General features: G+C 73.2%; 23 protein-coding genes. 14 read left to right on the forward strand and 9 right to left on the reverse strand.

What is annotated here, in order from left to right:
- Position 1 precedes the first annotated feature (1 nt).
- Together ACIA8L_RS15425 and ACIA8L_RS15430 are read right to left on the reverse strand one after the other, a co-directional pair.
- Positions 2–754, reverse strand: a complete 753-nt coding sequence (locus ACIA8L_RS15425; RefSeq protein WP_395904702.1) for a class I SAM-dependent methyltransferase — start codon at positions 752–754, stop codon at positions 2–4.
- Positions 747–1,244 (reverse strand): NUDIX domain-containing protein, encoded by a 498-nt coding sequence (locus ACIA8L_RS15430; protein ID WP_395904704.1) that lies wholly within the window; start codon positions 1,242–1,244, stop codon positions 747–749. Before ACIA8L_RS15430 ends, ACIA8L_RS15425 begins: the two co-directional genes overlap by 8 nt.
- 82 nt (positions 1,245–1,326) lie before the next feature.
- On the opposite strand from ACIA8L_RS15430, the gene ACIA8L_RS15435 reads away from it, so the two are divergent.
- Positions 1,327–1,896, forward strand: a complete 570-nt coding sequence (locus ACIA8L_RS15435; RefSeq protein ID WP_395906285.1) for an NTP transferase domain-containing protein — start codon at positions 1,327–1,329, stop codon at positions 1,894–1,896.
- A gap of 3 nt (positions 1,897–1,899) precedes the next feature.
- Here ACIA8L_RS15435 and ACIA8L_RS15440 read toward each other — a convergent pair whose 3' ends face one another.
- Positions 1,900–4,782 (reverse strand): hypothetical protein, encoded by a 2,883-nt coding sequence (locus ACIA8L_RS15440; RefSeq protein ID WP_395904706.1) that lies wholly within the window; start codon positions 4,780–4,782, stop codon positions 1,900–1,902.
- A gap of 71 nt (positions 4,783–4,853) precedes the next feature.
- On the opposite strand from ACIA8L_RS15440, the gene ACIA8L_RS15445 reads away from it, so the two are divergent.
- From ACIA8L_RS15445 to ACIA8L_RS15455, 3 genes are read left to right on the forward strand one after another with little or no spacing between them, the layout of a single operon-like run.
- On the forward strand, positions 4,854–5,711 hold the full coding sequence (locus ACIA8L_RS15445) for an AAA family ATPase (protein ID WP_395904708.1): 858 nt from the start codon (positions 4,854–4,856) through the stop codon (positions 5,709–5,711).
- The gene (locus ACIA8L_RS15450) at positions 5,698–6,711 is read left to right on the forward strand and encodes a VWA domain-containing protein (protein WP_395904710.1); all 1,014 of its coding nucleotides are present in this window, start codon (positions 5,698–5,700) and stop codon (positions 6,709–6,711) included. Before ACIA8L_RS15445 ends, ACIA8L_RS15450 begins: the two co-directional genes overlap by 14 nt.
- The gene (locus tag ACIA8L_RS15455) at positions 6,704–7,822 is read left to right on the forward strand and encodes an XdhC family protein (RefSeq protein WP_395904712.1); all 1,119 of its coding nucleotides are present in this window, start codon (positions 6,704–6,706) and stop codon (positions 7,820–7,822) included. The genes ACIA8L_RS15450 and ACIA8L_RS15455 overlap by 8 nt, the downstream gene beginning before the upstream one ends.
- Here ACIA8L_RS15455 and ACIA8L_RS15460 read toward each other — a convergent pair.
- Positions 7,804–8,634 carry an alpha/beta fold hydrolase gene (locus ACIA8L_RS15460; RefSeq protein WP_395904713.1) on the reverse strand — a complete coding sequence of 277 codons (831 nt, stop codon included), beginning with the start codon at positions 8,632–8,634 and terminating at the stop codon, positions 7,804–7,806. The two genes, ACIA8L_RS15455 and ACIA8L_RS15460, sit on opposite strands and share 19 nt — an antisense overlap.
- Before the next feature lie 27 nt (positions 8,635–8,661).
- A complete protein-coding gene (locus ACIA8L_RS15465) occupies positions 8,662–9,264 on the reverse strand; it encodes a hypothetical protein (RefSeq protein WP_395904715.1) in 603 nt (200 codons plus the stop codon).
- A gap of 78 nt (positions 9,265–9,342) precedes the next feature.
- Between ACIA8L_RS15465 and ACIA8L_RS15470 the strand changes: the two genes are divergently transcribed.
- The 6 genes from ACIA8L_RS15470 (at position 9,343) to ACIA8L_RS15495 (ending at position 17,322) form a co-directional block, all read left to right on the forward strand.
- Entirely contained in the window at positions 9,343–9,588 is a 246-nt protein-coding gene (locus tag ACIA8L_RS15470; protein ID WP_395904717.1) for a hypothetical protein, read from the forward strand.
- Between the two features lie 138 nt (positions 9,589–9,726).
- Positions 9,727–10,233 (forward strand): (2Fe-2S)-binding protein, encoded by a 507-nt coding sequence (locus ACIA8L_RS15475; protein WP_395904718.1) that lies wholly within the window; start codon positions 9,727–9,729, stop codon positions 10,231–10,233.
- On the forward strand, positions 10,230–12,668 hold the full coding sequence (locus ACIA8L_RS15480; protein ID WP_395904720.1) for a xanthine dehydrogenase family protein molybdopterin-binding subunit: 2,439 nt from the start codon (positions 10,230–10,232) through the stop codon (positions 12,666–12,668). Before ACIA8L_RS15475 ends, ACIA8L_RS15480 begins: the two co-directional genes overlap by 4 nt.
- Entirely contained in the window at positions 12,665–13,516 is an 852-nt protein-coding gene (locus ACIA8L_RS15485) for an FAD binding domain-containing protein (protein WP_395904722.1), read from the forward strand. The genes ACIA8L_RS15480 and ACIA8L_RS15485 overlap by 4 nt, the downstream gene beginning before the upstream one ends.
- Positions 13,517–14,163: 647 nt before the next feature.
- The gene (locus ACIA8L_RS15490) at positions 14,164–14,892 is read left to right on the forward strand and encodes an SRPBCC family protein (RefSeq protein ID WP_395904724.1); all 729 of its coding nucleotides are present in this window, start codon (positions 14,164–14,166) and stop codon (positions 14,890–14,892) included.
- A gap of 177 nt (positions 14,893–15,069) precedes the next feature.
- A complete protein-coding gene (locus tag ACIA8L_RS15495; RefSeq protein WP_395904726.1) occupies positions 15,070–17,322 on the forward strand; it encodes a S8 family serine peptidase in 2,253 nt (750 codons plus the stop codon).
- Between the two features lie 56 nt (positions 17,323–17,378).
- Here ACIA8L_RS15495 and ACIA8L_RS15500 read toward each other — a convergent pair whose 3' ends face one another.
- A complete protein-coding gene (locus ACIA8L_RS15500; protein ID WP_395904727.1) occupies positions 17,379–18,605 on the reverse strand; it encodes an NAD(P)/FAD-dependent oxidoreductase in 1,227 nt (408 codons plus the stop codon).
- Between the two features lie 255 nt (positions 18,606–18,860).
- Here ACIA8L_RS15500 and ACIA8L_RS15505 point away from each other — a divergent pair, with 255 nt between their 5' ends.
- A complete protein-coding gene (locus ACIA8L_RS15505; RefSeq protein WP_395906286.1) occupies positions 18,861–20,246 on the forward strand; it encodes an OFA family MFS transporter in 1,386 nt (461 codons plus the stop codon).
- 178 nt (positions 20,247–20,424) lie between these two features.
- Here the strand turns inward: ACIA8L_RS15505 and ACIA8L_RS15510 are convergent, their stop codons facing one another.
- The 3 genes from ACIA8L_RS15510 to ACIA8L_RS15520 form a co-directional block, all read right to left on the reverse strand.
- On the reverse strand, positions 20,425–21,039 hold the full coding sequence (locus ACIA8L_RS15510; RefSeq protein ID WP_395904729.1) for a hypothetical protein: 615 nt from the start codon (positions 21,037–21,039) through the stop codon (positions 20,425–20,427).
- A gap of 193 nt (positions 21,040–21,232) precedes the next feature.
- Complete coding sequence (locus ACIA8L_RS15515) at positions 21,233–22,678, reverse strand: GH1 family beta-glucosidase (RefSeq protein ID WP_395904731.1); 1,446 nt, start codon at positions 22,676–22,678, stop codon at positions 21,233–21,235.
- Between the two features lie 301 nt (positions 22,679–22,979).
- The gene (locus tag ACIA8L_RS15520) at positions 22,980–23,186 is read right to left on the reverse strand and encodes a hypothetical protein (protein ID WP_395904733.1); all 207 of its coding nucleotides are present in this window, start codon (positions 23,184–23,186) and stop codon (positions 22,980–22,982) included.
- 149 nt (positions 23,187–23,335) lie between these two features.
- On the opposite strand from ACIA8L_RS15520, the gene ACIA8L_RS15525 reads away from it, so the two are divergent.
- Genes ACIA8L_RS15525 through ACIA8L_RS15535 form a run of 3 tightly spaced genes read left to right on the forward strand, consistent with a single transcriptional unit; the run spans position 23,336 to position 25,768 of the window.
- On the forward strand, positions 23,336–24,304 hold the full coding sequence (locus ACIA8L_RS15525) for an LLM class F420-dependent oxidoreductase (RefSeq protein WP_395906288.1): 969 nt from the start codon (positions 23,336–23,338) through the stop codon (positions 24,302–24,304).
- 37 nt (positions 24,305–24,341) lie between these two features.
- Positions 24,342–25,130, forward strand: coding sequence for an SDR family oxidoreductase (locus tag ACIA8L_RS15530; RefSeq protein WP_395904735.1), 789 nt, complete (start codon positions 24,342–24,344; stop codon positions 25,128–25,130).
- 2 nt (positions 25,131–25,132) lie between these two features.
- On the forward strand, positions 25,133–25,768 hold the full coding sequence (locus tag ACIA8L_RS15535; protein WP_395904737.1) for a nucleoside/nucleotide kinase family protein: 636 nt from the start codon (positions 25,133–25,135) through the stop codon (positions 25,766–25,768).
- Positions 25,769–25,854: the final 86 nt, after the last annotated feature.

Below are 25,854 nucleotides of genomic sequence, written 5' to 3' on the forward strand. Positions count from 1 at the left end.
CTCACGCGGCCGCGCAGACGCAGAGCTGCAGCGGGGAGTCCGCGGCGAACGGCCGGCCGGACCAGTCGCCGAGGCGCTCGACCAGCCGGAGGCCGCCGAGCGCGAGGAGCAGGGGCAGCTCCTGCGGGAAGATGCTGCGGATATCGAGCGGGACGACGACGAAGTCGGGCTCCGACGCGGTCGAGAGGTGCCACGTCCCCCGGGTCACCTGGGCGGCCGCGTCGTAGGTCTCGGTGACGTCGACGCTGACGGTGCCCCGCTCCGGGTCCGCGAAGGCCAGCGACTCCCGGGTGCGGCGCCCGCCGTCGGCCGCGGCCAGGAGGCGCAGGCTCGGGTTGAACACGTCGAAGACGAACCGGGCCCCGGGGGCCAGGTGCCGCCGCACCGCTCGGAAGCAGCCGACCAGATCGTCGGCCGTGTGCAGGTGCAGCAGCGAGTTGGCCGCGATGAACACGAAGTCGAAGGTGCGGCCCAGGTCGAAGGCCCGCATGTCGCCTTGCGTCCATTCCGCCGCGACGCCGTGCTCGCCGGCCTTGCGCCGGGCCGCGGCCAGCATGTCGGACGAGAGGTCCAGGCCGGTGCACGGCTGCCCGGCGGCCGCGATGGGGATCAGCTTCTGGCCGCTGCCGCAGCCGAGCTCCAGCACGCGCCCGCCCTGGCGATCGGCGGCCGCCCGGTAGAAGTCGACCGCCGGGCCGCCGCCCGGGAACATCAGGTCATAGAGCCGCGCGTGGGAGTACAGCGACTCAGGCATGGGCGAAGTAGGCGGCGAGCATGTCGGTGTGGGTGGGGAAGCAGAGTTCGCGCGGGCCCACGGCGATCTCGAAGCCGAGCGACTCCTCCGTGCGGACCGAGGGCGGGAGGGTGTTGTAGGGGCGTGGGGGCAGTACCCCGAAGACGATCAAATTGCCGCTCCGCACACTCTGCACGTCGAACAGTCGCACGTCGGCGGCGGCGGCCTCGATCGTGGTCTCCTCGCGCAGTTCCCGGGCGGCGGCCTCCTGCCACGACTCGCCCAGCTCGATGAAGCCGCCGGGCAGGGCCAGTTCGCCGCGCATCGGCTCGATGTCGCGGCGGACCGTCACGATGCCCCGGCCCTCATCGGTGTCGACCGGGAGGAGGATCACGGCCACCGGGAGGGGGTTTCGCCAGGTGGTTTCGCCGCACGCGGCGCAGACCCGCGGCCAGGGCGCCCCTTGCGGATAGGCGGCGCCGCAGTACGAACAGTGATCATGGAGGGCCATGGGTAAGCAGCGTACCGAGCGCGTACTAATCTGTTGCCCGTCGGTGCTGACCGGTCGGATGTAGGAGAGCCCGCTGAGCGCGATTGTCGGACTCGTACTCGCCGCAGGTGGTGGCCGCCGGTACGGCGGTCCGAAGGCCCTCGTGCGCCACGAGGACGGCCGCCTGCTGGTCGAGCGCGCCGTCGCCACCCTGCGCGACGGCGGCTGCACACGCATCTGGGTGGTCCTGGGGGCCGAGGCCGCCCGGGTCCGCGATGAGGCCGGCCTCGGCGACGCCGAGCTGGTCGAGAACCCGGTCTGGAAGAGCGGGATGGGTTCGTCGCTGCGGGTCGGGCTGGCCGCCCTGGCCGACACCGACGCCACCGCCGCGGCCGTGCTCCTGGTCGACACGCCCGGCATCGGCGCGGACGCGGTCGCGCGGCTGCTGGCGGCGGTCGCGGACGCGCCGAAGGCGCTGCTGACGGCGACGTACAAGGGCAAGCGCGGGCATCCGGTGATCCTCGGGCGCGACCACTGGGCCGGGGTGTCGACCCTCGCCACGGCCGACGTCGGCGCCCGGGCCTACCTGGTCGCCCACGCCGATCAGGTCCAGGGCGTCCCGTGCGAGGACATCGCCGACGACACCGACCTGGACGTCCCGCCGGACGAGTAGGCACTACCCGCGCCGGCGGTTGGCGTGCGCCCACAGCGCGGACCACCCGGCCGGCTCCAGCCAGGCGGCCGGCACGAGCAGGCCGTGCGCGACGATCCTGTACCAGAACGCGTCCCGGTCCGCGCCGAGCTCGACCGCGTCCGGCCAGGCGGCGCCCCACGGGCCGGTCTCGTCGTTGAGCGCGGACGCCGGGTAGCCGCCGACGTGGACCTTGCGCGGCTCCAGCACCGCGACGCCGGGCCCGGACCAGGTCGTCACGGCCAGGGCGCAGGCGCACAGCATCGGTACCTCGATCCCGTACGGCCGCCGCCCCACGAGCCCGGGCGCACCGGCCCGCAGCAGGCCGCCCAAGGCCCGCCGGACCCGCTGCGCGACCAGCTCGGCGGTCCGGGCCTCGCTGATGCCGGGCGCTTTGGCGACGGTCCGCAGCGACCCGGGCAGCGGCGCGTCGACGGTCAGCGGCTCCAGATCGGCCGCGTCGTACCCGTCCAGGGCCAGGCTGAGCGGCCGCGCGCCACCGGCCCGCCACGCCTGGGCCGCGGTGAGCCCGCCACCGCCCGCCTCCAGGGCCGCACCGAGGGCCCGCAGGAGGGCGCCGGGCGTGGCCCGCCGCAGCGCGGTCAGCGCCGCGAGGTCGTCACCGGCCGGGCCGGGCTCGAGCGGGATGCGGCCCGGCGGCCGGTCACGGGCCTGGAACGCCTCCGCGGTCGGGTAGATCCGGGACCCGACGTGGTCGTACCGCTCGGCCTCGGTCAGCAGCGGCGCGAGCCGGGCCAGCAGCGACAGCGGTTCCGCCACGCCGGCCAGGGCCTCGGCCGCGCGGGCGCCCAGCGAAGGCCCATGATCGGCGGCGACGCGGGCCGCCGGAGTGCGCACCCGCCCGCGCCGGGGCCGGGGCAGCGGGGGCGGCGCCGCGGCGGGGACGGCGACCGGAGGCGGCGGCAGGGTGGCGACCCAGGCCCGGAACCGGTCGGCCAGGTCGGGCTCCGGGTCCTGGTTGAACCGGGCCCGCAGCTCCTCGACCCGCCAGCCGCGGGCCCGCGGCCGCAGCTCGGCGTTGACCAGGATGCGGTCCTGCGCATGCACCGCGACCAGCACCGACCGGCCGGCGAGGGCGTCCTCGACATATCCGGCCCCGCCGATGCAGTTGCCCATGTAGGAGCCCCACTCGGCGATCCGCCGCGCGGTCCGGGCGATCTCGATCCGTTCGTCCCCGCCCGGCAGCGCCGTGCCGTCGGTCGCGAGGATCGCCTCCGGCACCACGAACGTCGCGGTCAGCGCCTCGGCCGTGGCCGCCGCCGCCTGCAGCGCCGCGATCAGCCCGGTCCAGGTGCGGGCCCGCCGCGCCGCCGCCGCGACCGCGGTGCCGGCCTGCAGCCCGGCCAGGCCGGCGAGCTGCGCGGTGCCGCCGGCGGCGAGGGCGACCGAGTCCCAGCGCGGGTCGAGCGGGGACGGGTCGGGGCCGTCCGGCTCCCAGTCGACGACCATGACCGGCCCGTAGTGGATGTCCGCCGCCGGGTGGCCGTCGAGCTGCGCGAGGGCGTCGCCGAGCTCGGCCAGCCACAGCAGGTCGCCGACGTGCTCCGGGGCCGGCTCGCCGCGCTCGATCAGCCAGCCGAGGGGGTGCCCGTCGGCGGGCCCGAGCAGCGGCGGCTGGTGCCACCGGGCGGGCCGCTCGGGTGAGAACAGCCCGACCGCGTCCCGCCAGGCGGCCATGGGCCCCTTGACCCAGCGCAGGTGAGCGGTGCGCTCGGGGCCGGACGGCTCGTCCTGCAGGCGGTACAGCAGGCCCCGGGCGTTCTCGACGGCCAGCTCCCCGTACAGCCGGGCGTCGGCGATCGTGGCGCGCACGAAGGCGTCGTCGGTGCGGCGCTGGAGCCGGCGCAGCAGGACACCGGGCCGGGCCGGGCGGTCGGCGAGGCCCTCGATCGCCCGGGACGCGAGCTCGGCCTGGGGCTTGTGCAGGAGCTTGGCGGCCGCGTTGATCTCGGCGCGGTGCCGGTGCAGGGCCGCGGGCGTCCCGTGGTCGGCGACCGAGATCGCCAGCCGGACCAGCACGGTCGCCGCGAGGCAGTCCCACAGCACGGCGTTGGCGCAGTGGTCGCGGTACCACGCCGGGACGGTCCACCGGGCCGCGTCGGCCACGGTCGGCTCCCGGTGGAAGTCGTGGCGCACCGCGGCGACGATGTCGTCGTCGGTGTAGCGCTGGTACCGCACGCGCAGCGCGTCGAGGTCGGCGTCCGGCGCCTGGGTGTCGCGCCGGCGGGCCCGGTGCCGCCGCTCCCGCTCGTGCGCGCAGACCCCGGCCCACAGGTCGAGGAGCAGGTCGAGCCGGCGCGGCCGGGGGAGCGGCCCGAGGACCTGGCGGAGGTGCTCGCCGACGACGGACGCCAGCCCGTCGGGGAAGGGGTCGAAGCCCGCCGGTGTCTCGGTGCCGCCGAGCAGGGTCACCAGCTGCTCCGGGCCGAGCACGGCGGCCGCCGCGACCGCGAACCGCAGCGCCGCCCACCGGCCGGCGGTGACCGCCGCCGTCGCGGCCGCGCCCAGGGGCTTCGTCGCCTCGATGCCGAACAGCGCCACCGACACCGCGGCCGGCGTCCCGAGCGGCTCCGCCCCGACGGCGTGCAGGGCGGCCAGGACGCCGTCGCGCCGGGTGCCCGCGCCGCCGTCGACCCGGGCCGAGCGGAACCCGTCGCCGAGATCCACTCCGGCGTCCGCGGCCACCACGCCCCCGCGCGCGACCAGGGCGGCGAGCCGTTCCAGGGCCCGGTCGGGGGCGGTGCCGGCCGGGCCGACGACGACCGGGGTGCCCGGCCGGTCCGCGCCCGGCGGGGCCACGCGTTCGCTGGCGGCCGGGATCACCCCGCCGGAGAGGCGCGTCGTCACCCGGTCATGATGGCGCGTGCGGGACCTTGAGCGCTGCTGCTTTTCCGGCGGCGGCGAGGCATAGTGGGGGCGTGCCGGATTTCGCGTCGCCGGCCGCTCTCGCGGCGCGCCTGGCCGACGTGGGCTACCTCGCCGATGAGGGGCTCGCGATGGCGGGCTTCCTCGCGCTGCGCCTGCACCGGCCGATCTTCCTCGAGGGCGACGCCGGGGTCGGCAAGACCGCCTTCGCCGCCGCCCTGGCCGAGGCGGCCGGGGTCGAGCTGATCCGGCTGCAGTGCTACGAGGGCCTCGACGCCGCCCAGGCGCTCTACGACTGGGACTTCCCGCGCCAGGTCCTGCACCTGCGCGCGGTCGAGGCCGCGGCCCGCCGGGCACTGTCGGCGGACGAGCTCGAGGCCGACCTCTACGACCGGCGGTTCCTGCTGGCCCGGCCGCTGCTGCGGGCGATCGAGCGGGCCCCCTGCGTGCTGCTGGTCGACGAGATCGACCGGGCCGACGACGAGTTCGAGGCCTACCTGCTCGAGCTGCTGGCCGACGCCGCGATCACGGTGCCGGAGCTCGGCCGGATCGTGGCCGACGTGCCGCCGGTCGTGGTCGTCACCAGCAACCGCACGCGCGAGGTCCACGACGCGCTGAAACGGCGCTGCCTGTACCACTGGGTCGCCCACCCCGGCCCCGAGCGCGAGGCCGCCATCCTGCGGGCCCGGCTGCCCGGGATCGAGGAGCGGCTCGCGGCCCGGGTCGCCGCGGCCACCGCCACGCTGCGCACCCTCGACCTCGTCAAGCCGCCCGGGGTGGCCGAGGCGATCGACTGGGCGGCGGCCCTGCGCGAGCTGGGGCTGCCCGGGCCGGTGCGGGAGACCCTGGGCGTGGTGCTGAAGGTGCGCGAGGACATCGAGCTCGTCAAGGCCGCCGATGTACTCGCTTGACCGCCGCCTCGCCTTCCTCTCCGCCCTCGACGTGGTCGGCCCCGAGCACGCCTACTGGGTCGGGCGGCTCACGCTCTGCGGCTCGCCGGAGGACATCGCCGCCTACGACGCCGTGCGGCGCGAGCCCGACGCCAAGGGCACGCCGTGGCCGGTGAAGCGGCTGCCGGAGCGGTCGCTGTTCCGGGCGACGATGCCGCCCGAGGCGCGGGCCGAGGAAGGCGATCCGGGACTGGCGGTGCGGGCGAGTGCGGCGGAGGTACTGCGGCATCGCGATCTGGCCACATTGTCCACTGTGGAGCGGGCGGAGGCCGCGCGGCTGCTCGCGATGACCGCGCGCGTCCAGGCGATGCGGGCCGGGCGGCGATACACGAAGAGCTCCCGTGGCATCGTCGACCGCCGCCGCACCGTTCGCGCGCTCCTGCGTGGACCCGACGTGCTGCTGCGCAAGGAGCGCCGCCCCCGGCCGCGCCGGGTCGTCCTGCTCGTCGACGTCTCGGGTTCGATGTCGCCGTACGCCGACGCGCTCCTGCGGTTCGCCCACGCCCTGGTGCGGCACCGTCCACGATGGACGGCCGTCTACGCGCTCGGGACCCGGCTCACCCCCGTCACCGCCGCGCTGCGCACCCGCGACGCGGAGACCGCGCTGCGCCTGGCCGGGCAGGCGATCCCGGACTGGCGCGGCGGGACCCGGCTGGCCGACACCGTCAGCCGGTTCGTGCGCGGCGACGGGCACCGCGGCGCGGCCCGGCGGGCCATCGTGGTCATCTTCAGCGACGGCTGGGAGACCGGCGACCCGGCCCGCCTCGCCGACGCCGCCGCCCACCTGCGCCGCCTCGCCGCCCGGGTCGTCTGGGTGAGCCCGCACGCGGGCCGCCCGGGGTTCACGCCGTCGGCCGGGGGCCTGGCCGCGGTGCTGCCGCACGTCGACGCGCTGGTCGCCGGCCACACCGTCGCGGCGCTCGAAGAACTGGTGCGCGAGCTGGAGGTGCGCCGTGCGTGAAGTCGTGCAGGACCTGCTGGGCTGGTGGCGCACGGGGGAGCCGGTCGGGATGGCCACGGTGGTGCGGACGTGGCACAGCTCGCCCCGCCCGCCGGGCGCGACGATGCTCGTCGGCCCGGACGGCACCGCCGTGGGCAGCGTCTCCGGCGGCTGCGTCGAGGGCGCCGTCTACGAGCTGGCCCGCGAGGTGGTCGCGACGGGGGTGCCGGTCGTCCAGCGATACGGCGTGAGCGACGACGACGCCTTCGCGGTCGGACTGACCTGCGGCGGCATCATCGAGCTGCTGGTCGAGCCCGTGGACACCGATCGGTTCCCGGCCCTGGACCGGGTCGCCCACGCGATCGAGCACCGCGACCCGGTGGCCGTGGTCTCCATCGTCGAGGGCCCTCCGGAGTCCATCGGCCGCCGCCTGGTCGTCTGGCCGGCCGCCGTCGACGGCACGCTGGGCTCGCCGCGCCTGGACGCCGCGGTGACCGACGACGCCCGCGGCCTGCTCGCGGCCGGCCGCACCGACACCCTGCACTACGGCCTCGACGGCGAACGCCGCGGCGAGGGCCTCGCCGTGTTCGTGGCCTCCTACGCCCCACCGGCCCGGATGCTCGTGTTCGGCGCCATCGACTTCGCGGCGTCGGTCGCCCGCATCGGCGCCTTCCTCGGATACCACGTGACGGTCTGCGACGCCCGCCCCGTCTTCGCGACCTCGAAGCGCTTCCCCGGCGCCGACGAGGTGATCGTCGACTGGCCGCACCGCTACCTGCAGGGCGAGATCGACGCCGGCCGGGTCGACGACCGCACGGTCGTGTGCGTGCTCACCCACGACCCGAAGTTCGACGTGCCGGTGCTGCGGGTGGCGCTGAGCCGCGAGTTCGCCTACGTCGGCGCCATGGGCTCGCGCCGCACCCACGACGACCGGATGGCCCGCCTCCGCGAGGCCGGAATCAGCCCGGAGGAGCTGGCCCGGCTGTCCTCACCGATCGGCCTGGATCTCGGCGCCCGCACCCCGGAGGAGACCGCGGTGAGCATCGCGGCGGAGATCATCGCCGGCCGCTGGGGCGGCGGCGGGGCCCGGCTCACCACGACGGCGGGCCGGATTCACCACGACCTCGGCTGAAGCAGCTCGGCCAGGCGTTTCGGCTGGTCCAGCGGGATCAGCGTGGCGGTGTCCTCGACGATGACCAGCTTCCCCCGCGGGAGGAGTTCGGCGAGGCGGCGGCCGTGCTCGGGCGGCATGACCCGGTCGCCGGCCGCCCACACGACGAGGGCCGGCCGGTCGAACTCACGCAGGTCCTTGGCCGCCTCCAGCAGGACCGAGCGGTCGGCGAACAGCGATCGCAGCGCCCGGACGGCGTCCCGGGCGATCCCCGGCCGGGTCAGGATCGGCTCCATCCAGGCCCGGGTGGCCGCGTCGCCGCGCTTGGTCAGCCACCCGAACGCGATGGGGAGCCGGCGCATCGGCTTGAGCCGCATCTGCTGCATGAACGCCTTGAACAGCCCGGGGGACAGCCTCCCGAGCGCGGCCACGGTCTTCCCGGTGAGCCCCGGCGGCAGGTTGTCGAACGCCTCGCAGGAGATGAGGACCAGTCGCTGTACGCGCGGCGAGGCCGCCGCGACCAGCTGCGCGACCGCTCCGCCGGTGTCGTTGCCGACCAGCGTCACCGCTCGCAGATCGAGCCGTTCGAGCAGTTCCGTTGTGGTTTCGGCGGTACCGCGAAGGCTGAGGTCGGCGTCGGCGCGCACGGGCCGCCGATGGGCGCCGAGTGGCAGGGTCGGCGCCACCACCCGGAAATTTCGCGATATGTCGGGAATGACGGCATCCCAGAGGGTCTCGTCCATCAGCAGCCCGTGCAGCAGCACCATGACCGGCCCGTCGCCCCCGGTGTCCCGGTACTCGACGGTCCCCACCCCGAGCTCGATCTCCGCCATGCCTCGAAGTGAACCACGTGGTTCACATCAGGCGCCAGCCCCTTCTTCCCGCTCGAGGGCGCGCAGCAGCGCCCGCAGCCCCGCCGCGACCCCCTCCTCGTCGCCCCCCGTCACCCGGTCGAGCAGCAGCCCCCGCAGCGTCGCCAGCACCATCTCGGCCACCTCGGCCCGGCGCCCCTCGTCCCACTCCGGCGGGCACAGCGACAGCAGGGCCGGCCGGTAGATGTCCGTCGCCTCCCGCCCGAACCGCGCGTACCGCCCCGGGTCGTACATCGCCAGCCCCGTCGACTGCTCCAGCACCCGGTGTCCGAACCGCGGATCGGTCAGCACCGGCCACAGCGCCCCGACCCGGGCGGCCAGCGTCTGCTCCGAGCCGGCGGCGGCCGCGAGCCCGGACTCGATCCGCCGCTCCCGGAGCCGGTCGACGGCCTGGACGAGCAGGTCGTCAACCCCCTCGAAGTGGTACAGCAGCACCTTGTGCGTCGTGCCGGCCGCCCGCGCCGCCCGCCGCAGCGAGAAGTCCACGAGCCCGTTCGCGGCGAGGTCCTCGACGACCTTCTCCAGCAGCTCGACGCGCCGCGCCTCACCCCGCGCCGTCCCCGCCGACCGCCGATACCCGCTGCTCTCCACGGGGTCAGCATTCCAGCGCCCTTTTTGTACCCGGAGGGCCGGTACCGCCGCCGCGGCCACGCTCCGTAGCATCTGCGAATGCTCGCGACGATGATCGCCGCGGCGGCGACGGCCGGCGTCTACGTCCTGCTCCTCGCCCGCCACGTCCACCGGGCCACCGCCCCGGGCCGCCCGCACCGCCGGCGCGCCACCGCCGAGCGTCTGGCCACCGCCCGCCTCTTCGTGGGCGATCTGGACCGCGCCGACTACCGCGCCGAACTGGAAACCCTGGCCGCCCTCGACGCCGTCGAGCGCCCCCTGGTGGTCCCCGCCGCCGAGCACTGACAGGGCTTGCTTTGATCTTCAGACTGAGGTCTGCTGATCAGGCAGATCCAGGTGGCCCGTGTTGCGTCCGCCGCGTGACGGGCCGTTTCGGCACGTCCCCCGCGGGAGGCCACTTTGTCCTCTTCCCAACGTGTTCGCGTGAGTGTCGACGTCGACGGCAGCCGCTACGTCGACGATGTCGAGCCGCGGACCCTTCTTGTCCAGCATCTTCGTGAGCGGCTCGGCAAGGTTGGCACGGTCATCGGATGCGATACCAGCAACTGTGGCTCGTGCACCGTGCTCATGGGCGGCGCCGACGAGGCGCCGCGCAGTGTCAAGAGCTGCTCCGTGCTCGCCGTCCAGGCCGACGGGGCCAGCGTCACCACCATCGAGGGCCTGGCCGGGCCCGACGGGTCGCTGCACGCCGTCCAGCGGGCCTTCCATGAGCTGCACGCGCTGCAGTGCGGGTTCTGCACGCCGGGCATGATCCTGGCCGCGGTCGACCTGCTGCGCGACAACGACGACCCCTCCGAGGACGAGGTGCGCGAGGGGCTCAACGGCAACCTGTGCCGCTGCACCGGCTACCAGAACATCGTGCGCGCGGTCCAGGCCGCGGCGGCCGAGCTGCGGGCGCCGGTGCCGCAGGCGCAGGAGGTGACGGCATGACCTCCACCCTCGAGCCCGAGGTCGGCGCGGCCCGGCGGCGCAAGGAGGACGCGCGGCTCATCACCGGGCGGACCCGCTGGACCGACAACATCGCGCTGCCCGGGATGCTGCACCTGGCCATCCTGCGCAGCCCGCACGCCGCGGCCCGGATCACCCGCATCGACGTCTCCCCGGCGCTGCGGGAGCCCAACGTCGTGGCCGCGTTCAGCGGGGCCGACGTCGCCGACGTGCAGGGCAGCCTGCCGTGCGCGTGGCCGGTCACCGAGGACATCGTGCACCCGGTCCGGCCGCCGCTCGCGGTGGACCTGGTGCGCCACCACGGCGAGGCGGTCGCGGTCGTCGCGGCCCGGGACGCCGCCAGCGCCATCGACGCCCTCGAGGCCATCGAGGTCGAGTACGAGCCCCTGGATCCGGTGCTGGACCTGGAGGCGGCCTTCAACGATCAAGGGCTGGTCCACCCGGACAAGGGCACCAACCGGTCCTACACCTGGATCTTCGACTCGGCGGCCGCGGGCACCGGCACGAGCGTCGCCGACGCCGAGGCCGAGGTGCGCATCGAGCGCCGATACATCCAGCAGCGGCTGATCCCGGCCTTCATGGAGCCGCGCAGCGTCGTGGTTGACCCGGGCGTGGGGGAGTACACCATCTGGTCGGCGACGCAGATCCCGCACATCCTGCGGGTCTTCTACGCCCTGCTCACCGGCGTCCCCGAACACAAGATCCGGGTCATCGCGCCCGACGTGGGCGGCGGGTTCGGCGGCAAGCTGCAGGTCACGCCGGAGGAGATGATCGCCTTCCTGGCCGCCCAGCGCATCCAGCGGCCGGTCAAGTACACCGAGACCCGGGGCGACACGATGGTCTCGGCCCACCACGGGCGCGACCAGATCCAGGACATCACGCTTACCGCCCGCCGCGACGGCACGCTGACCGGCATCGACGTCAAGCTCATCGCCAACATGGGGGCCTACCTCGGCCTCGTCGGGCCGGGCGTGCCGATCCTGGGCGCGTTCATGTACAACTCGATCTACAAGGTCCCGGCGTACCGCTTCGAGTGCACCGGCGTCTTCACCAACACCACGATCACCGACGCCTACCGCGGCGCGGGCCGGCCCGAGGCGACCTACGCGATCGAGCGGGCGATGGACGAGCTCGCCGCCGAGCTGGGCCTGGACCCGATCGAGCTGCGCCGCCGCAACTGGATCAAGGCCGAGGAGTTCCCGTTCACGACCGTCGCCGGCCTGGTCTACGACTCCGGCGACTACGACGCGGCCACCGACAAGGCCCTGGACCTCTTCGGCTACGAGGCCCTCCGCGCGGAGCAGCAGAAACGGCGAGAAGCGGCGGATTCGGTACAGCTTGGTCTCGGCGTCTCCACCTATACCGAGATGTGCGGTCTGGCGCCGTCGCGGATCCTCGGCGCGCTGCGGTACGCGGCCGGCGGCTGGGAGAGCGCCTCCGTCCGCGTCCTGCCGACCGGCAAGGTCGAGGTCGTCACCGGCACGAGCCCGCACGGCCAGGGGCACGTGACGGCCTGGAGCCAGATCGTCGCCGACGAGCTCGGGGTCGGGTTCGACGACGTCGAGGTCCTGCACGGCGACACCCGGACCTCGCACAAGGGCCTGGACACCTACGGCTCCCGCTCCCTCGCAGTCGGCGGGGTCGCGCTGGTCGAGGCCTGCCGCAAGGTCCGCGACAAGGCCCGCCTGATCGCCGCGCACATGCTCGAGTGCAGCCCCGACGACGTCGAGTTCACCGCGGGAGCCTTCCGGGTCCGCGGCACCCCCGACGCCGCCAAGACGATCGGGGACTGCGCGTTCGCCGTCTTCGCCGCCCACGACCTGCCCGACGGGGTCGAGGCGTCCCTGGACGCCGACGCGACGTTCGACCCGCAGACGTTCTCCTTCCCGCACGGCACCCACCTGTGCGCGGCCGAGGTCGACACGCTCACCGGCCGGGTCACCATCCGTCGATACGTCGCGGTCGACGACGTGGGCCGGGTCGTCAACCCGCTCATCGTCGAGGGCCAGGTCCACGGCGGCGTGGCCCAGGGCATCGCGCAGGCCCTGCACGAGCAGGCCGTCTACGACAGCAGCGGCACGCTGCTCACGGGGTCGTTCGTCGAGTACACCATCCCGACCGCGGCCGACCTGCCCACGATCGTGAGCGACCGGACCGAGACCCCGGCGACCTCCAACCCGCTGGGCGTCAAGGGTGTCGGCGAGGCCGGCGCGATCGCCGCGACCCCGGCCGTGGTCAACGCGATCGTCGACGCGCTGCGCCCCTACGGGGTGTCCGACGTCCCGATGCCGTGCACGCCCGAGCGGGTGTGGCGGGCGCTGAAGCGGGGCCCGGACGCGCCCCGGTCCGCCGTGGCCGGCACCGATCAGGTCATGCCCGGTGCCGTGCACGCCGATCAGCCCGGAGGCGAGTCATGATCCCGGTCGCGTTCGACTACCTGCGGCCGTCCACTGTGGAGGAGGCGGTGGCCGCGCTCGGCTCCGCGGAGGAGGGCAAGGTGCTGGCCGGCGGCCAGTCGCTGCTCCCGGTGCTGCGGCTCCGCCTCGCCGCGCCGACCGTGCTCGTGGACCTCGGGGCGGTGCCGGGCCTGCGTGGAGTACACCTGGAGGAAGGCACTCTGGTCCTCGGCGCGATGACCACGCACGCCGAGGTCGCCGCGTCCGACCTGGTGCGCGAGCACGCACCCCTGCTCGCCTCGGCGGCCGCCACGGTCGGTGACCGCCAGGTGCGCCACCGTGGAACCCTCGGCGGGTCGCTCGCCCACGCCGACCCGGCCGCCGACCTGCCCGCCGTGGCCGCCGCGCTCGACGCGACCTACGTCGTGCAGGGCCCGGCCGGCCGCCGCTCGGTCCCCGCGGCCGACTTCGCCGTCGACCTGTTCACCACCGCCCTGGCCCCGGACGAGGTGCTGGTCGAGGTGCGCCTGCCGTCGACGGCCGGCTGGGCCGTGCACTACGAGAAGTTCCACCGCACGTCGCAGTCCTGGGCGATCGTCGGCGTAGCGGCCGCCGTCCGCCGCGACAACGGCGGCATCGGCGCGGCCCGGATCGCGCTGACCAACGTAGGCCCGGTCCCACACCGCGCCCGAGCCGTCGAGCACGCTCTGACCGGCGCCCCAGCCACACCCGCCGCGATCGCCGAAGCCTGCGGCGCGGCCGCGAACGGCACCGCCCCCGTCGACGACCTTTCGGCGTCCGCGGACTACCGGCGGGAACTGGCCCGGGTCCTGACCACCCGGGCGGTGTGCAAGGCCCTGGGCGTCTAGCACGACCAGCAGGGCTGGCCCCTCGGCGTAGCTGCGGCAGGGCTGCGGCAGCTACGCCGGGGCTTCGGCAGCGAGGCTTCGGCGGCGCTGTGGGCTGCGGCTGGGCTTGCGGCGGCGGCGGGGCTGCGGCTGGGTTGCTGCAGCCGCAGCGGCGGGCTGTGGGCTACGCCGAGGCTTCGGCAGCGGGGCTTCGGCGGCGCTGTGGGCTGCGGCTGGGCTTGCGGCGGCGGGGCTGCGACAGCTGCCGCAGCGGCTGGGCGGCCGGGCTGCGGCTGGGCGGCGGCGGGCTGCGACGGGCTGCAGCGGCGGCGCTGCGGGCTGCGGCGGTGGCGTTGTGGGCTGCGGCGTTGCGGGCTGCGGCGGCGCTGCGGGGCTGTGACGCGTTGTGGGCTGCGGCGGTGGCGCTACGGGCTGCGGCGGCGGCGTTGCGGGCTGCGGCGGGGCTGCGGGGATGCGGCGGGCCCGGGTGCCCCATGCGGACATCTCGCGGAAGCCCGGTCACAACACCGATAGCCTGGCTCCCGCGGGACACACGCAGGAGCAATCTGGACTCCGCCGCGCTCCCACCGCAGCCGCGCCGAGGGTCTAACGTCTAGGTGGTCCCGCGCGCGCTCGGCCGGGGCCACCGACTTTCGGAGGTAGGGTCCGTGCAACTGGAGAACACCTTCACCGTGCCCGTGCCGGTCGACCAGGCGTGGGCGGTACTGCTGGACATCGAGCGGATCGCCCCCTGCATGCCCGGGGCAACCCTCACGTCGGTCGACGGCGACGACTTTACCGGCACCGTGAAGGTCAAACTCGGCCCGGTCAGCCTCACCTTCAGGGGTTCCGGAAAGTTCGTCGAGCGCGACGAGGCCGCCCACCGCGTCGTCATCAGCGCCAACGGGGCCGACAGCCGCGGCGGCGGCACGGCCCGGGCCACGGTCACCGCGACGCTGATAGCGGAGGGTGACGAGACGCGGGTGAACGTCTCCACCGACCTCGACATCACCGGCAAGGCCGCCCAGTTCGGCCGCGGTCTCATCGGCGACGTGAGCGGCCGGCTCATCGGCCAGTTCGCCGACTGCCTGGCCGGAAAGCTCGCCGCCGGGTCCTCAGCCCCGTCGTCGCCCTCTTCCTCGCCGCCGCCGTCATCCTCCCCGTCGTCCGCGCCGTCGGTCTCCGCCTCGGCCGGTTCCTCCACGCCGAGTCTCGCGCTGGACGAGTCGCGGGCCGGGGAGCCGATCGCACCGGTGCAGCCCGAGGCCGAGGCGATCGACCTGCTCGCGGTCTCCGGCGTCGGGGCGGCCGTGCGGCGCGTGGTGCCCTACGTGGTGACCGCAGCGGCGGGGTTCGCAGTGGTCTTCGGCATCGTCTGGTGGATCCGCCGCCGCTGACCCGATCGCTCCCGCGTTGCGCAGCTGCTCGGTCCGCGCTGCATGTGCTCGGCGCGTTGCCGTGTGCCCGGCGCGTTGCGCACGTGCTCCTGACCGCGCTGGGCGGTCTTGATCCACAGTGCCGGTTGGTCCGATATGGTGACACTGAGTTACTGTCGGACAACCGAAGGTGATGTCATGCGCGACACCGGTAGACGGCGCCGCCTGGGCACCGTGGCGCTCGCGGCGGTCGCCGTGCTCGCCCCGGGACTCCCGGCGAGCGCCGCACCGCCCATGGGGATCGTGTTCAACGAGGCCGCGGCGGGCGAGTCCAACGGCTACGTGGTTCTGCTCAAGGAGCCGCCGGGGGCCCAGAGCGCCGCCCAGGCCCAGGCCGCCGTTGCGGACGCTGCCGAGAAGATCGCCCAGCAGTACGGTGGGGAGGTCCGCGAGCAGTACAGCAGCGCGGTGCGCGGCTTCGCGATCGACAATATCGACGAGACGAAGGCCGCGCAGATCGCCGCCAACGCCAACGTGGTGAGCATCGAGCGCAACATCCTGCTGCACGCCGACGCCACCCAGGCGTCGCCGCCGTGGGGCCTGGACCGCATCGACACCCACCCGAACGCCCGCGACAACACCTACACCTACCCGAACTCGGCCCCGGACGTCACCGCGTACATCCTCGACTCCGGCATCCGGATCAGTCACAACGACTTCGGCGGCCGCGCCTCCTACGGGCGCAACTTCGTCGACCGCAACGTGAACTACTACGACAACCCGGACAACGCCGACAACAGCAACGACCCGGCCAACGCCGCCGACTGCGACGGGCACGGCACGCACGTCGCCGGCACGATCGGCGGCACCAGCTACGGCGTGGCCAAGCAGATCTCGCTGGTCGCGGTGCGGGCGCTGGACTGCAGCGGCAACGGCTACCTGTCCGAGGTCGTCCACGGCGTCGACTGGATCACCGCGTACGCCGTGCACCCGGCCGTGGTCAACATGAGCCTCGGCTCGGACACCCCGACGATCATGCTCGACGCCGCCCTGAAGCGCTCCATCGCCTCGGGGCTCACCTGGTCGGTCGCGGCCGGCAACGGCGACGCCAACAACAACCCGACCAACGCCTGCAACAACTCGCCCGGCAACATCGCCGAGGCGATCGTGGTCGGCGCGGCGACGATCGACGACAAGCCGGTGCGCTGGTCCGACTACGGCCCCTGCGTGGACCTCTACGCGCCCGGCGTCGGCATCACCTCCGACTGGATGACCAGCGACTCGGCCACCAACACCCTCGACGGCACCTCGATGGCCTCACCGCACGTCGCCGGCGCGGCCGCCCTGATCCTGCAGGACCACCAGGGCTACAGCCCGCGGCAGGTCCGCGACGCGCTCGTGCAGGGCTCGTCGGTGGGCGTGCTGAACATGTCGTCCTACCCGGCGTACGCGCGGGTCGGCACCCCGAACCGGCTGCTGTTCATCCGCCAGAGCGACCCGCCGCGGCCGGTCGGCAAACCGCAGAGCCTGTTCAACCCGAAGTACGGCACCACCGAGGTCTACGCGCGCTCCGACGCCGGCGACCACCTGATCTACGCGTACTGGTCCGGGGACTGGTCGAACTGGACCGACCTCGGCGGCTCGCTGCAGGGCGACCCGGCGGTGCTCTACAACCCGCGGTTCGGCACGACCGAGGTCTACGCGCGGCTGGCGAACAACCATCTCGGGTACCGCTACTTCTCCAGCAACTGGTCGGCGTGGATCGATCTCGGCGGGAACCTCGCGGGCAGCCCCGCGGTCATCTACAACCCGAAGTACGGCACGACCGAGGTGTACGCCCGCACGGCGAGCGGCTCCCTGGCGTACACCTACTACTCGGGCGGCTGGCAGGGCTGGATCGATCTCGGCGGGACGCTCACCGGCGACCCCGGTGTCCTGTACAACCCGAAGTACGGCACGACCGAGGCGTACGCCCTGACCAGCGCCGGCCTCTCGTACGTCTACTACCTCGGGGCCTGGTCCGGCTGGATCAACCTCGGCGGCACGGTCCAGGGGACACCGGCGGTGCTGTACAACCCGAAGTACGGCACGACCGAGGTGTACCTGCGCACGGCCACGAACGAGCTCGCGTACGTGTACTACCTGGGCGGCTGGTCCGGCTGGACGGGGCTCGGCGGCTCGCTCGACGAGGACCCGGGGGTCGTCTACAACCGCTCGTCGGGCACGACCGAGGTGTACGTCCACACGCCCGGCGACGAGCTCAAGTACGTGTACTACCTGGGCGGCTGGTCCGGCTGGAACAACCTCGGCGGCAACACCGACGGCAGCGCTTCGGTGCTGTACAACCCGCGGTTCGGCACCACCGAGGCCTACACCCGCCAGCAGGACGGGCACGCGTACTACAAGTACTACGCCGGCGGCTGGTCGGACTACATCGACCTGACCCCGTGATCCTCGGCTGATCCGGTGGCCCGCGCTTCGTTTCGGCAGGCGCGGGCCGCCGCTGTTCAGGCCGGTCCGGACCCCGGGTACGGGTAGCCGTACGGCGCCGGCGGCAGCGTGAACGTCGCCACCTCGTCCGGCGCGCGCCCCGAGGCGGCCCAGCCGGCCAGCGCCGCCCCCGTCGCCGGTGCCATCATGATCCCGGTCGTGAAGTGCCCGCCGGCGAACCAGCCGTTGGTGACCCCGGGCAGCCGGTCCACGACGGGCTGCCGCTGCTCGATCTGCGGCCGGAAGCAGCACCACCGGTGGCTGATCTTCGCGTCGGCGGCCGCCGGGATCAGGGTCGCCAGGGCTTTCGCCATCGGGTCGGCGATCTCGGGCCGCACGTCGCGGCTGTGGTCGCCCTCGTCGAACGTCCCGCCGCAGACCACCCCGCCGCCGGGCAGCGGTGTCCCGCCGCCGAAGGGCCCGGACAGGACGCTGCCGAGCCGCCACGGCCCGGGCGCGACCGCGAGCATATGGCCCTTGACCCAGCGCTGCGGCACCCCCCGATGCCACGGCGGCGGCACCAGCCCGGTGGCCACGATCAGCGCGCCGGGGGTGAAGTCGCCGGCCGTCGTGTGGACGGTGCCGACCCGGTCGCCGCGCACGGACACCCCGAGTAGCCCCACACCGGTCACCACCTGCCCGGCCCGCGCCGCGAAGGCCAGGGCCAGCCGCAGCGGGTCGACGGCGAGCTGCCCCTCGGCCAGCAGCGCCTCGGCCCCGTCGGGCAGCCGCACGTCCGGCTCGAGCTCCCGCACGTCCCGCTCGTCCAGCAACCGCAGCCCGCCCTGGTCGCCGGGGCTCGGTCCGGCGAGGTTGGGTCCGGCCAGGTCGGGCGCTCGCCGGTGGGCCTGGTCCGCGAGGGTGCCGGCCGGGCGGATGTCCAGCCAGCGGGTCGGCCAGGTGCCGATGGCGCCGTCCCATTCGGCGTCGAGGTCACGGTACAGCTGCCGGCTCCCGCGCCCGAACGCCACGAACTCGGGGCTGTCCGTGAGCACGTGCAGGTCCGGGGCGATCGCACCGCCGTTGCCGGAGGACGCGCCGGGCGCCAGCCGCAGCGCGCGCTCGATGAGCACCACCCGCCCGAGCCCGGCCCGCCGGGCGAACACGGCCGCGGCGAGCCCGATCGCGCCGCCGCCGACCACGAGGACGTCCGGGCTGCGGTCGAGGTCCTGCGGCCGCCCGGGCGCGAGCAGGCCCCGCTCGTCCGCGTTCAGCCGGTCATCCCAGACAGTCACACGTTCCACCCGGCAATTGTTCCTCACGTATGGGCAATTTTGGATCACGGTCGGTCCCGCTTCGGCCGCGCTCGATCGAGTCCGGCTCGTTCCGCGTGATCGACTCCGGCGGCTTCGCTTGATCGGCCCTGGCCGCACTGGCCGCCCGGCCCGGCTTGCGCAGCATGATCGGCCTCGGCTTTCTGATCAGCGGAAAGCTGCGCTGCGAAATAGACCGTCTGCGATCTAGACTGAGTGCCGGGCCAAAGGAGGTCTCCGATGTCACTGCTATCGGCGCTGGACTCCAGGCACACGGTCGCGCCCGAGGGCTACAGTCGCTGGCTCATCCCGCCGGCGGCGCTCTCGGTCCACCTGTGCATCGGTCAGGCGTACGCCACGAGCGTCTACAAGAATTCGCTCATCGCCCACTTCGGCGTCAGCCAGACCGCGATCGGCATCATCTTCAGCATCGCCATCGTCATGCTCGGCCTCTCCGCCGCCGTCGGTGGCACCTGGGTCGAACGCAACGGACCGCGCAAGGCCATGTTCGTGTCGGCGTGCTTCTGGGGCGCCGGGTTCCTCGTCGCCGCCCTCGGGATAAGCACAAAGCAACTGTGGCTGGTGTACTTCGGCTACGGCGTTCTGGGCGGCATAGGTCTCGGCATCGGGTACATCTCGCCGGTCTCGACGCTCATCAAGTGGTTCCCGGACCGCCCCGGCCTCGCCACGGGCCTGGCCATCATGGGCTTCGGCGGCGGCGCGCTCATCGCCAGCCCGCTGTCGCGCCAGCTCCTGTCGCTCTACGACGCCGGCTACGACCCGGGCGACGCGAAGTCCGTGGCCGGCGGGTCCGCCCTCGTCCTGCTCTTCGTGACGCTGGGCATCGGCTACTTCCTCATCATGATGTTCGGGGTCTTCAACGTCCGCGTCCCCCGCGACGGCTGGCGCCCGGACGGCTTCGACCCGGCCGCGATCCGCGAGAAGCCCCTGGTCACCACGGCCAACGTGAGCGCCGCCAACGCGCTGCGCACCCGCTCGTTCTGGCTCCTGTGGGTCGTGCTGTTCTGCAACGTCACCGCCGGCGTCGGCATCCTGGAGCAGGCCAGCCCCATGATCCAGGACTTCTTCCGCGACAACGGCGCCTCGACCGTCACCGTCGCCGCCGCCGCGGGCTTCGTGGGCGTCCTGTCCCTGTTCAACATGGCCGGCCGCTTCGCCTGGTCCTCCACCTCGGACGTCATCGGCCGCAAGCCCATCTACATGATCTACCTGGGCGTCGGCATGGTCCTCTACGCCCTCCTGGCCTCGGTCGGCCACACCGCCACCGCGCTGTTCGTCCTGCTGGCGGGCTTCATCCTGTCGTTCTACGGCGGCGGCTTCGCCACCGTCCCCGCCTACCTGCGTGACCTCTTCGGCACCTACCAGGTCGGCGCCATCCACGGCCGCCTCCTGACCGCCTGGTCCGCCGCCGGCGTCGCCGGCCCCCTGATCGTGAACCGCTTCCTGGACGCGCAGGGCAAGCCCGGCACTCTGACCGCGTCGGCCTACCAGCCGGCCCTGTTCACCATGGTCGGCGTCCTGGCCGTCGGCTTCATCGCCAACCTCCTCATCCGCCCGGTGCCACAGCGCTACCACGAACCCGCCCCCGAGCCCGAGAAGGTGGCGACATGAACAACCCGCAGTCGACCCGCTTGATCGTGAGCTGGGCCCTGGTAGCCGTCCTCCTGGGCTACGGCATCATCGAAACCATCATCACGGCCGTCAAACTGTTCGGCTGACGCCCAGCCGAGCCGGGGCCGACCGCACCCAGCCCGGCCTTGCCGTCAACGTAGTCGCCGCAACGTCGCATCTACCGCGGCGTTGCGGCCGACCCGGCCTGACGCCGCCCTTCCTCGAAGAACGCCAGCAGACCGGGCAGCTCCCGGACGGGATGCGCGGCCCCGAACGACACGTTCCAGAACTCCCCGCTCCGAGCCTCCCAAGGCCCCACGTACGCATACGGCTCGTCGATCGTGGCGTCCCCGGCCGACACCCCGTAATTCACCTCGTCGAGCGAGACCCCGAGGTCGAAATGCTCCGGCCAGAGCACCGGCACGACATCACCGCTGAAGGCCCGCAGAGCAGCATCCCCAGCCGCGAACGCGTCAAGAATCCCCGCCGCGTCATCAACGACGACAAGGTCCTCCGCCGAAGCCCCCGACCCATCCGGGTAGAGACCCTCCGGCGCCCCGATCTCAACGCCGGCCGCCGCCGCCACCTCACCAAGCGTCAACCCGGCGAGGGCCACCCGCCGCCCGTCACCGAGCACGAGCGAGTCAGCCGTCACCACCAACTCCGGCGCGGCCACGGTCCCAAATCCGCCGCCCTCCACCCGCAGCCGAATCGTCTTGCTGGCCCGATACTGCGGCCCGGCCAGCACCAGCTCCGCCAGCCCATGAAGAGAACGTCGCGTCAGGTTGCTCACCACCCCATGATGCCTGCCCACCAACCCGCGAGCCCTCGCACCCGCGTCTCCTCGGTGATGAAGCTGCGCACTTTTCCATCAACCACCCGACAACGTCGCGTTGTGACGGCGGCCAGACCCGGCTCGCTCGCCCACGCACGACGGCCGCGCCACACGACGGCAAGGGGCTCTGCGCCACGGCCGTGCGGATGGTTCAGGCCGGGTCGATGCCGTTCTTCGCGATCACGGTGCGGTACCACTCGGCGCTGGCCTTGCGCCGGCGCTCCCTCGTCTCCGGGTCGACCCGGATCAGGCCCCAGCGCTGCGAGTAGCCCTCGGCCCACTCGAAGTTGTCCAGCAGCGACCAGACGTGGAAGCCCTGCAGGCGCACGCCGGCCTGGATGGCCTTGTGCGCGGCCGTGAAGTGGTCGCGCAGGAACGCGATGCGGTCGTCGTCCTTGATGTCGTTCGTGGTCGGCATGCCGTTCTCGGTGATCGTCAGCGGGATGTCGCCGTAGTCCCGCTTGATGCGGGTCAGCAGGTCGTACAGGCCGTCGGGGTAGATCTCGAGCCAGGTCGCCTGCGTCGTCGGGTGCTTCGTGACCCGGCCGCCCTGCGCGGTGACGAACACGGGGTTGTAGTACTGCACCGCCAGCAGGTCCGCCTTCTCGCCGATGATGGCCGGGTCGCCGTCCCGGACGGCCGTGCGGATGGGTGCGTTGGTGGGCTGCCCGGCCAGCCACCCGTCGGGGTACTTCCCCAGCAGCACCGGGTCCAGCCAGCGGCGGTTCTCCTCGACGTCGACGGCGGCGGCCTGTTTCGCCGCTCCCGCCGAGCCGTCCACGGGGTACACCGGGGACAGGTTGAGGGCGGCGCCGATCGTGCCCTTCCGGCCGGTACCGCGGAACGCCTTCACCGCCAGGCCGTGGGCCAGCAGCAGGTGGTGGCCGGCCACGGTGGCCGCGCGCCGGTCCTTCTTGCCCGGGGCGTGGATGCCGGTGGTGTACCCGAGCGACACCACCGTCTTCGGCTCGTTGAGGGTGAGCCAGGTCGTCACCTTGTCGCCGAGTGAGTAGAACATCTGCTGGGCGTAGTCGGCGAACCACTGCGCACAGTCGCGCTGCTCCCAGCCGCCCTTGTCCTGCAGCGCCTGCGGCGTGTCCCAGTGGAACAGCGTGGCCATCGGCGTGATGCCACGGGTGAGCAGGCCGTCGACCAGCCGGTGATAGAAGTCGAGACCCTTGGCGTTGAGCGCACCCTGGCCCTGCGGCATCACCCGGGACCAGGAGATGGAGAACCGGTAGCTCTTCAGGCCCAGGTCCTTCATGAGGTCCAGGTCCTCGTACACCCGGTGATAGTGGTCCGCCGCGACGTCACCGGTGTCGCCGCCGAGGGTGCGTCCGGGCTGGTGGCTGAACGTGTCCCACACCGACGGCCCGCGACCGTCCTCGGCCGCGGCCCCCTCGACCTGGTACGCGGAGGTCGAGGCGCCCCACGCGAATCCCTTCGGGAAGGCGAGGCCGCCGGGTCCGAGCGTCGGTGCTTCGCCGGCTGTCCGCGCCGGCGTGCCCGTGGAGGTGCTGGCTCCGGGCTTGTCCGGTGAGCAGCCGGACACGACCGCACTGACGGCGGCGAGGGTGAGCACGTGGCGCCGTCGCATCCCAAAGACGGTAACGGGTCCGCGCCAGCGTTCCTTACTTGTCCCTATGCAGTTGGCGCCGGCACGGAATCCCTCGCGCGCCGCCGGGTTTGATGACGGCCCTGCGGATGGCCCGTCTTCAGCGCCCCGAACGCTAGACCCGGGGTACGACACTTTTCGGGCGACCCGCTCCGACCAGGCCGCACACCGCTGCACGGAGGACCGCGGACAACGAAGAGGATCGCGGAGCCGAGGGCCGGAGACGACGAAACGGCCGCCCCCGAAGCGGGGAGCGGCCGTCGCGGTGACGCCGGGATCGAACTCAGTCGGCGAGGTTGACGATGCCCTGAGCCCAGCGGAAGTACTTGTTCGTGCCCAGGTCACGGACGGTCTTGATGTTGAACGCGGCGAGCAGCTTCTCGGCGTCGCCCTCGCTGACGCCGGCGATCGCGGTGACGGGGGCGTTGGCGATCTCCTGCGCGCTCTTGCCTTCCCATTCCTTCATGAGCTTCTTTTCCAAACCAAGCATGTCGCGCTCCTTCTCTCGGTGGAAACCCGCGTCAGGCTACGTCGCGGGCCTACCCGCTGCAACGTCAGAGGTCGCGGCCGAGTGTGCCGTTGTGCTTGCCACATCGGCCGTTTCGTGGAGATGATCGGCTGATGAACAGCCAATGGGGGCTGACGATCCCGCTGACCGGGGTCCCGCTGCCCGATCACGCTGCGTTGCTCGCAACGTTACCGGACCTCGGGTTCACGGACGTCTGGACCTCCGAGGTCGCCGGCACGGACGCGTTCACCCCGCTGGCCCTCGCGTCGGCCTGGTCACCGCGGTTACGGCTGGGCACGGCCATCGTCCCCGTATACACCCGCGGCCCCGGTCTGCTGGCCATGCAGGCGGCCACGCTCGCCGAGACCGCACCCGGCCGGTTCGCTCTTGGCATCGGATCGTCGTCACCGGTTGTGGTCGGCGACTGGAACGCGGTACCTTTCGAACGCCCGTTCGAACGGAGCCGGGATGTCCTCCGGTTCCTGCGATCGGCGTTGGCGGGCGAGCTCGTCAACGGGTCCTTTGACACCTTCACAGTGCAACGCTTTCGCCTCGAGCGCCCACCGGCCGTACCGCCGAAACTGTTGTTGGCCGGTCTTCGTGGGCGCATGCTGCGCCTGGCGGCGGCCGAGGCCGACGGTGCGGTCCTCAACTGGCTGTCCGTCGAGGATGTGGCGACCGCGCGCGCCGAGCTGGCCGGCGCGCCCGAGGGCTTCGAGATCGCGGCGCGCATCTTCGTATGTCCGACGGAGGATGCCGACGAGGCCCGGACGACCGCCCGGCGGATGATCGCGGCATACCTGACCGTGCCCGCATACGCGGCGTTCCATCGGTGGCTGGGACGTGGCGCGGTGCTGAAGCCCATGTGGGATGCATGGGCGGCCGGGGACCGCAAGGGAGCACTGGCGGCGATTCCGGATGAGGTCGTCGACCAGCTGATCGTCCATGGCTCGGCCGATGTGTGCCGAGCGCATGTCGAGCGGTACGCCGCGGCGGGGGTGACGACGCCGGTGATCGCGCTGCTGCCGACCCGGGAGCTCGTGGCCGGTGGAGCGCCGGCACTGCTGGAGACGTTGCGGCGCCTGGGAGCGCGGACGTGAACGGTCCGAAGAGGGTGCGAGAGGTGAGGGCGCGGGCGTGAAGGTCGACGGGAAGGTCGTTGTCATCACCGGAGCGGCCGGTGGCATCGGAGCCGCACTGGCCCGGCGGTTCGCAACTGCACAAGCGGCGGCATTGGTACTGGCTGATCTCGACGGATCCGCGGCGTCCGCCCTGGCCTCGTCCCTGCCGGGGGAAGCGATCGGCGTCGAGGCGGACGTCACCAGCGAAGAGCAGGTCGCCGAGCTGGTCCAGGAGACGCTCGGACGCTACGACCGCATCGACCTGTTCTGCGCGAACGCCGGCATCACGAGCGGTGCCGGGCTCGAGGCGCCGACGGAGCTCTGGGAGCGGACCTGGGCGGTGAATGTGCTGTCCCATGTGTACTCCGCGCGCGCCGTGCTGCCATCGATGCTCGAACGAGGGTCCGGCTACCTGCTGCACACCTGCTCGGCCGCCGGGCTGCTCACGGCGGTCGGCGACGCACCGTACGCGGTGACGAAGCACGCGGCGGTGTCGTTCGCGGAGTGGCTGTCCATCACCTACGGCAGCGACGGTATCAAGGTGAGTGCGCTGTGCCCGCAGGGCGTCGACACGCCGATGCTGCGCGACGGGCTCAAGGAGGGGCACATCGGTGCCAAAGTGACGGCGGCGGGTGGGGCGGTGCTGTCGGCCGAGGACGTGGCCGAGGCGGTCGTGGAGGGGCTCGACGCCGAGAAGTTCCTGATTCTGCCGCACCCCGAGGTGGCGAAGTACTACCTGCACCGCGCCACGGATACGGATCGATGGCTCACCGGGATGCGCGGCCTGCGCGACAGTCTCGCATGAGCATGCGGCAACCTGACGTGCTGCAGGCGGCGCTGGATGTGGTGGTGCCGTTCGTCCGGGGGCGGCCGGGGCGGTCGATCGTCGGCATCTGCGGGCCGCCGGCCGCCGGGAAGTCCACGCTGTCCACCGCCCTCTCCGAGGCGCTGAACGTCCACGATGGACTGTCGAGTGTGGCGGTGCCGATGGACGGGTTCCACCTGTCCAACGTGGAGCTCGATCGGCTCGGGCTGGCCGATCGCAAGGGGGCGCCGGAGACGTTCGACTCCGCCGGGTTCGTGCACCTGCTGCGGCGGTTCCGGGCCGGTGAGGACCTCGTCTACGCGCCGAGCTACAGCCGGGCCCTGCACGAGTCGATCGGCGGCGTCATCCCGGTCCCGGCGGACGTGCGGGTCATCGTCGTCGAGGGCAACTACCTGCTGCTGGACCACGGGCCGTGGGCGTCCGTACGCGGCCTGCTCGACCTGGTGCTGTATCTCGACGCGCCCGACTCCGTCCGGCAGGAGTCGCTGGTCCGGCGGCAGATGGCCAAGGGGCTCGAGCTGCCCGAGGCCAAGGACTGGGTGTTCCGCAGCGACGAGCGCAACGCCGCCGTCATCGCCGGCACCCGCGACCGCGCCGACCTGATCCTCACCCGCTGACCGGACCAGCCTCAAGCCCGAACCGGCGCCAGGCCTGAAGCGGCGCCAGATGCCGGCCGAACCGGCGCCGAGTGCGAACCGGCACA

This window comes from Dactylosporangium sp. NPDC051541 (assembly GCF_044454505.1).
Taxonomy (GTDB): domain Bacteria; phylum Actinomycetota; class Actinomycetes; order Mycobacteriales; family Micromonosporaceae; genus Dactylosporangium.

What these genes read in the sequence shown, in the direction of transcription:
- ACIA8L_RS15425 (WP_395904702.1), bottom strand. Translation starts at nt 754, where the DNA reads ATGCCTGAGTCGCTGTACTCCCACGCGCGGCTCTATGACCTGATGTTC.
- ACIA8L_RS15430 (WP_395904704.1), bottom strand. Translation starts at nt 1,244, where the DNA reads ATGGCCCTCCATGATCACTGTTCGTACTGCGGCGCCGCCTATCCGCAA.
- ACIA8L_RS15450 (WP_395904710.1), top strand. Translation starts at nt 5,698, where the DNA reads ATGTACTCGCTTGACCGCCGCCTCGCCTTCCTCTCCGCCCTCGACGTG.
- ACIA8L_RS15460 (WP_395904713.1), bottom strand. Translation starts at nt 8,634, where the DNA reads ATGGCGGAGATCGAGCTCGGGGTGGGGACCGTCGAGTACCGGGACACC.
- ACIA8L_RS15470 (WP_395904717.1), top strand. Translation starts at nt 9,343, where the DNA reads ATGCTCGCGACGATGATCGCCGCGGCGGCGACGGCCGGCGTCTACGTC.
- ACIA8L_RS15480 (WP_395904720.1), top strand. Translation starts at nt 10,230, where the DNA reads ATGACCTCCACCCTCGAGCCCGAGGTCGGCGCGGCCCGGCGGCGCAAG.
- ACIA8L_RS15485 (WP_395904722.1), top strand. Translation starts at nt 12,665, where the DNA reads ATGATCCCGGTCGCGTTCGACTACCTGCGGCCGTCCACTGTGGAGGAG.
- ACIA8L_RS15495 (WP_395904726.1), top strand. Translation starts at nt 15,070, where the DNA reads ATGCGCGACACCGGTAGACGGCGCCGCCTGGGCACCGTGGCGCTCGCG.
- ACIA8L_RS15515 (WP_395904731.1), bottom strand. Translation starts at nt 22,678, where the DNA reads ATGCGACGGCGCCACGTGCTCACCCTCGCCGCCGTCAGTGCGGTCGTG.
- ACIA8L_RS15520 (WP_395904733.1), bottom strand. Translation starts at nt 23,186, where the DNA reads ATGCTTGGTTTGGAAAAGAAGCTCATGAAGGAATGGGAAGGCAAGAGC.
- ACIA8L_RS15535 (WP_395904737.1), top strand. Translation starts at nt 25,133, where the DNA reads ATGCGGCAACCTGACGTGCTGCAGGCGGCGCTGGATGTGGTGGTGCCG.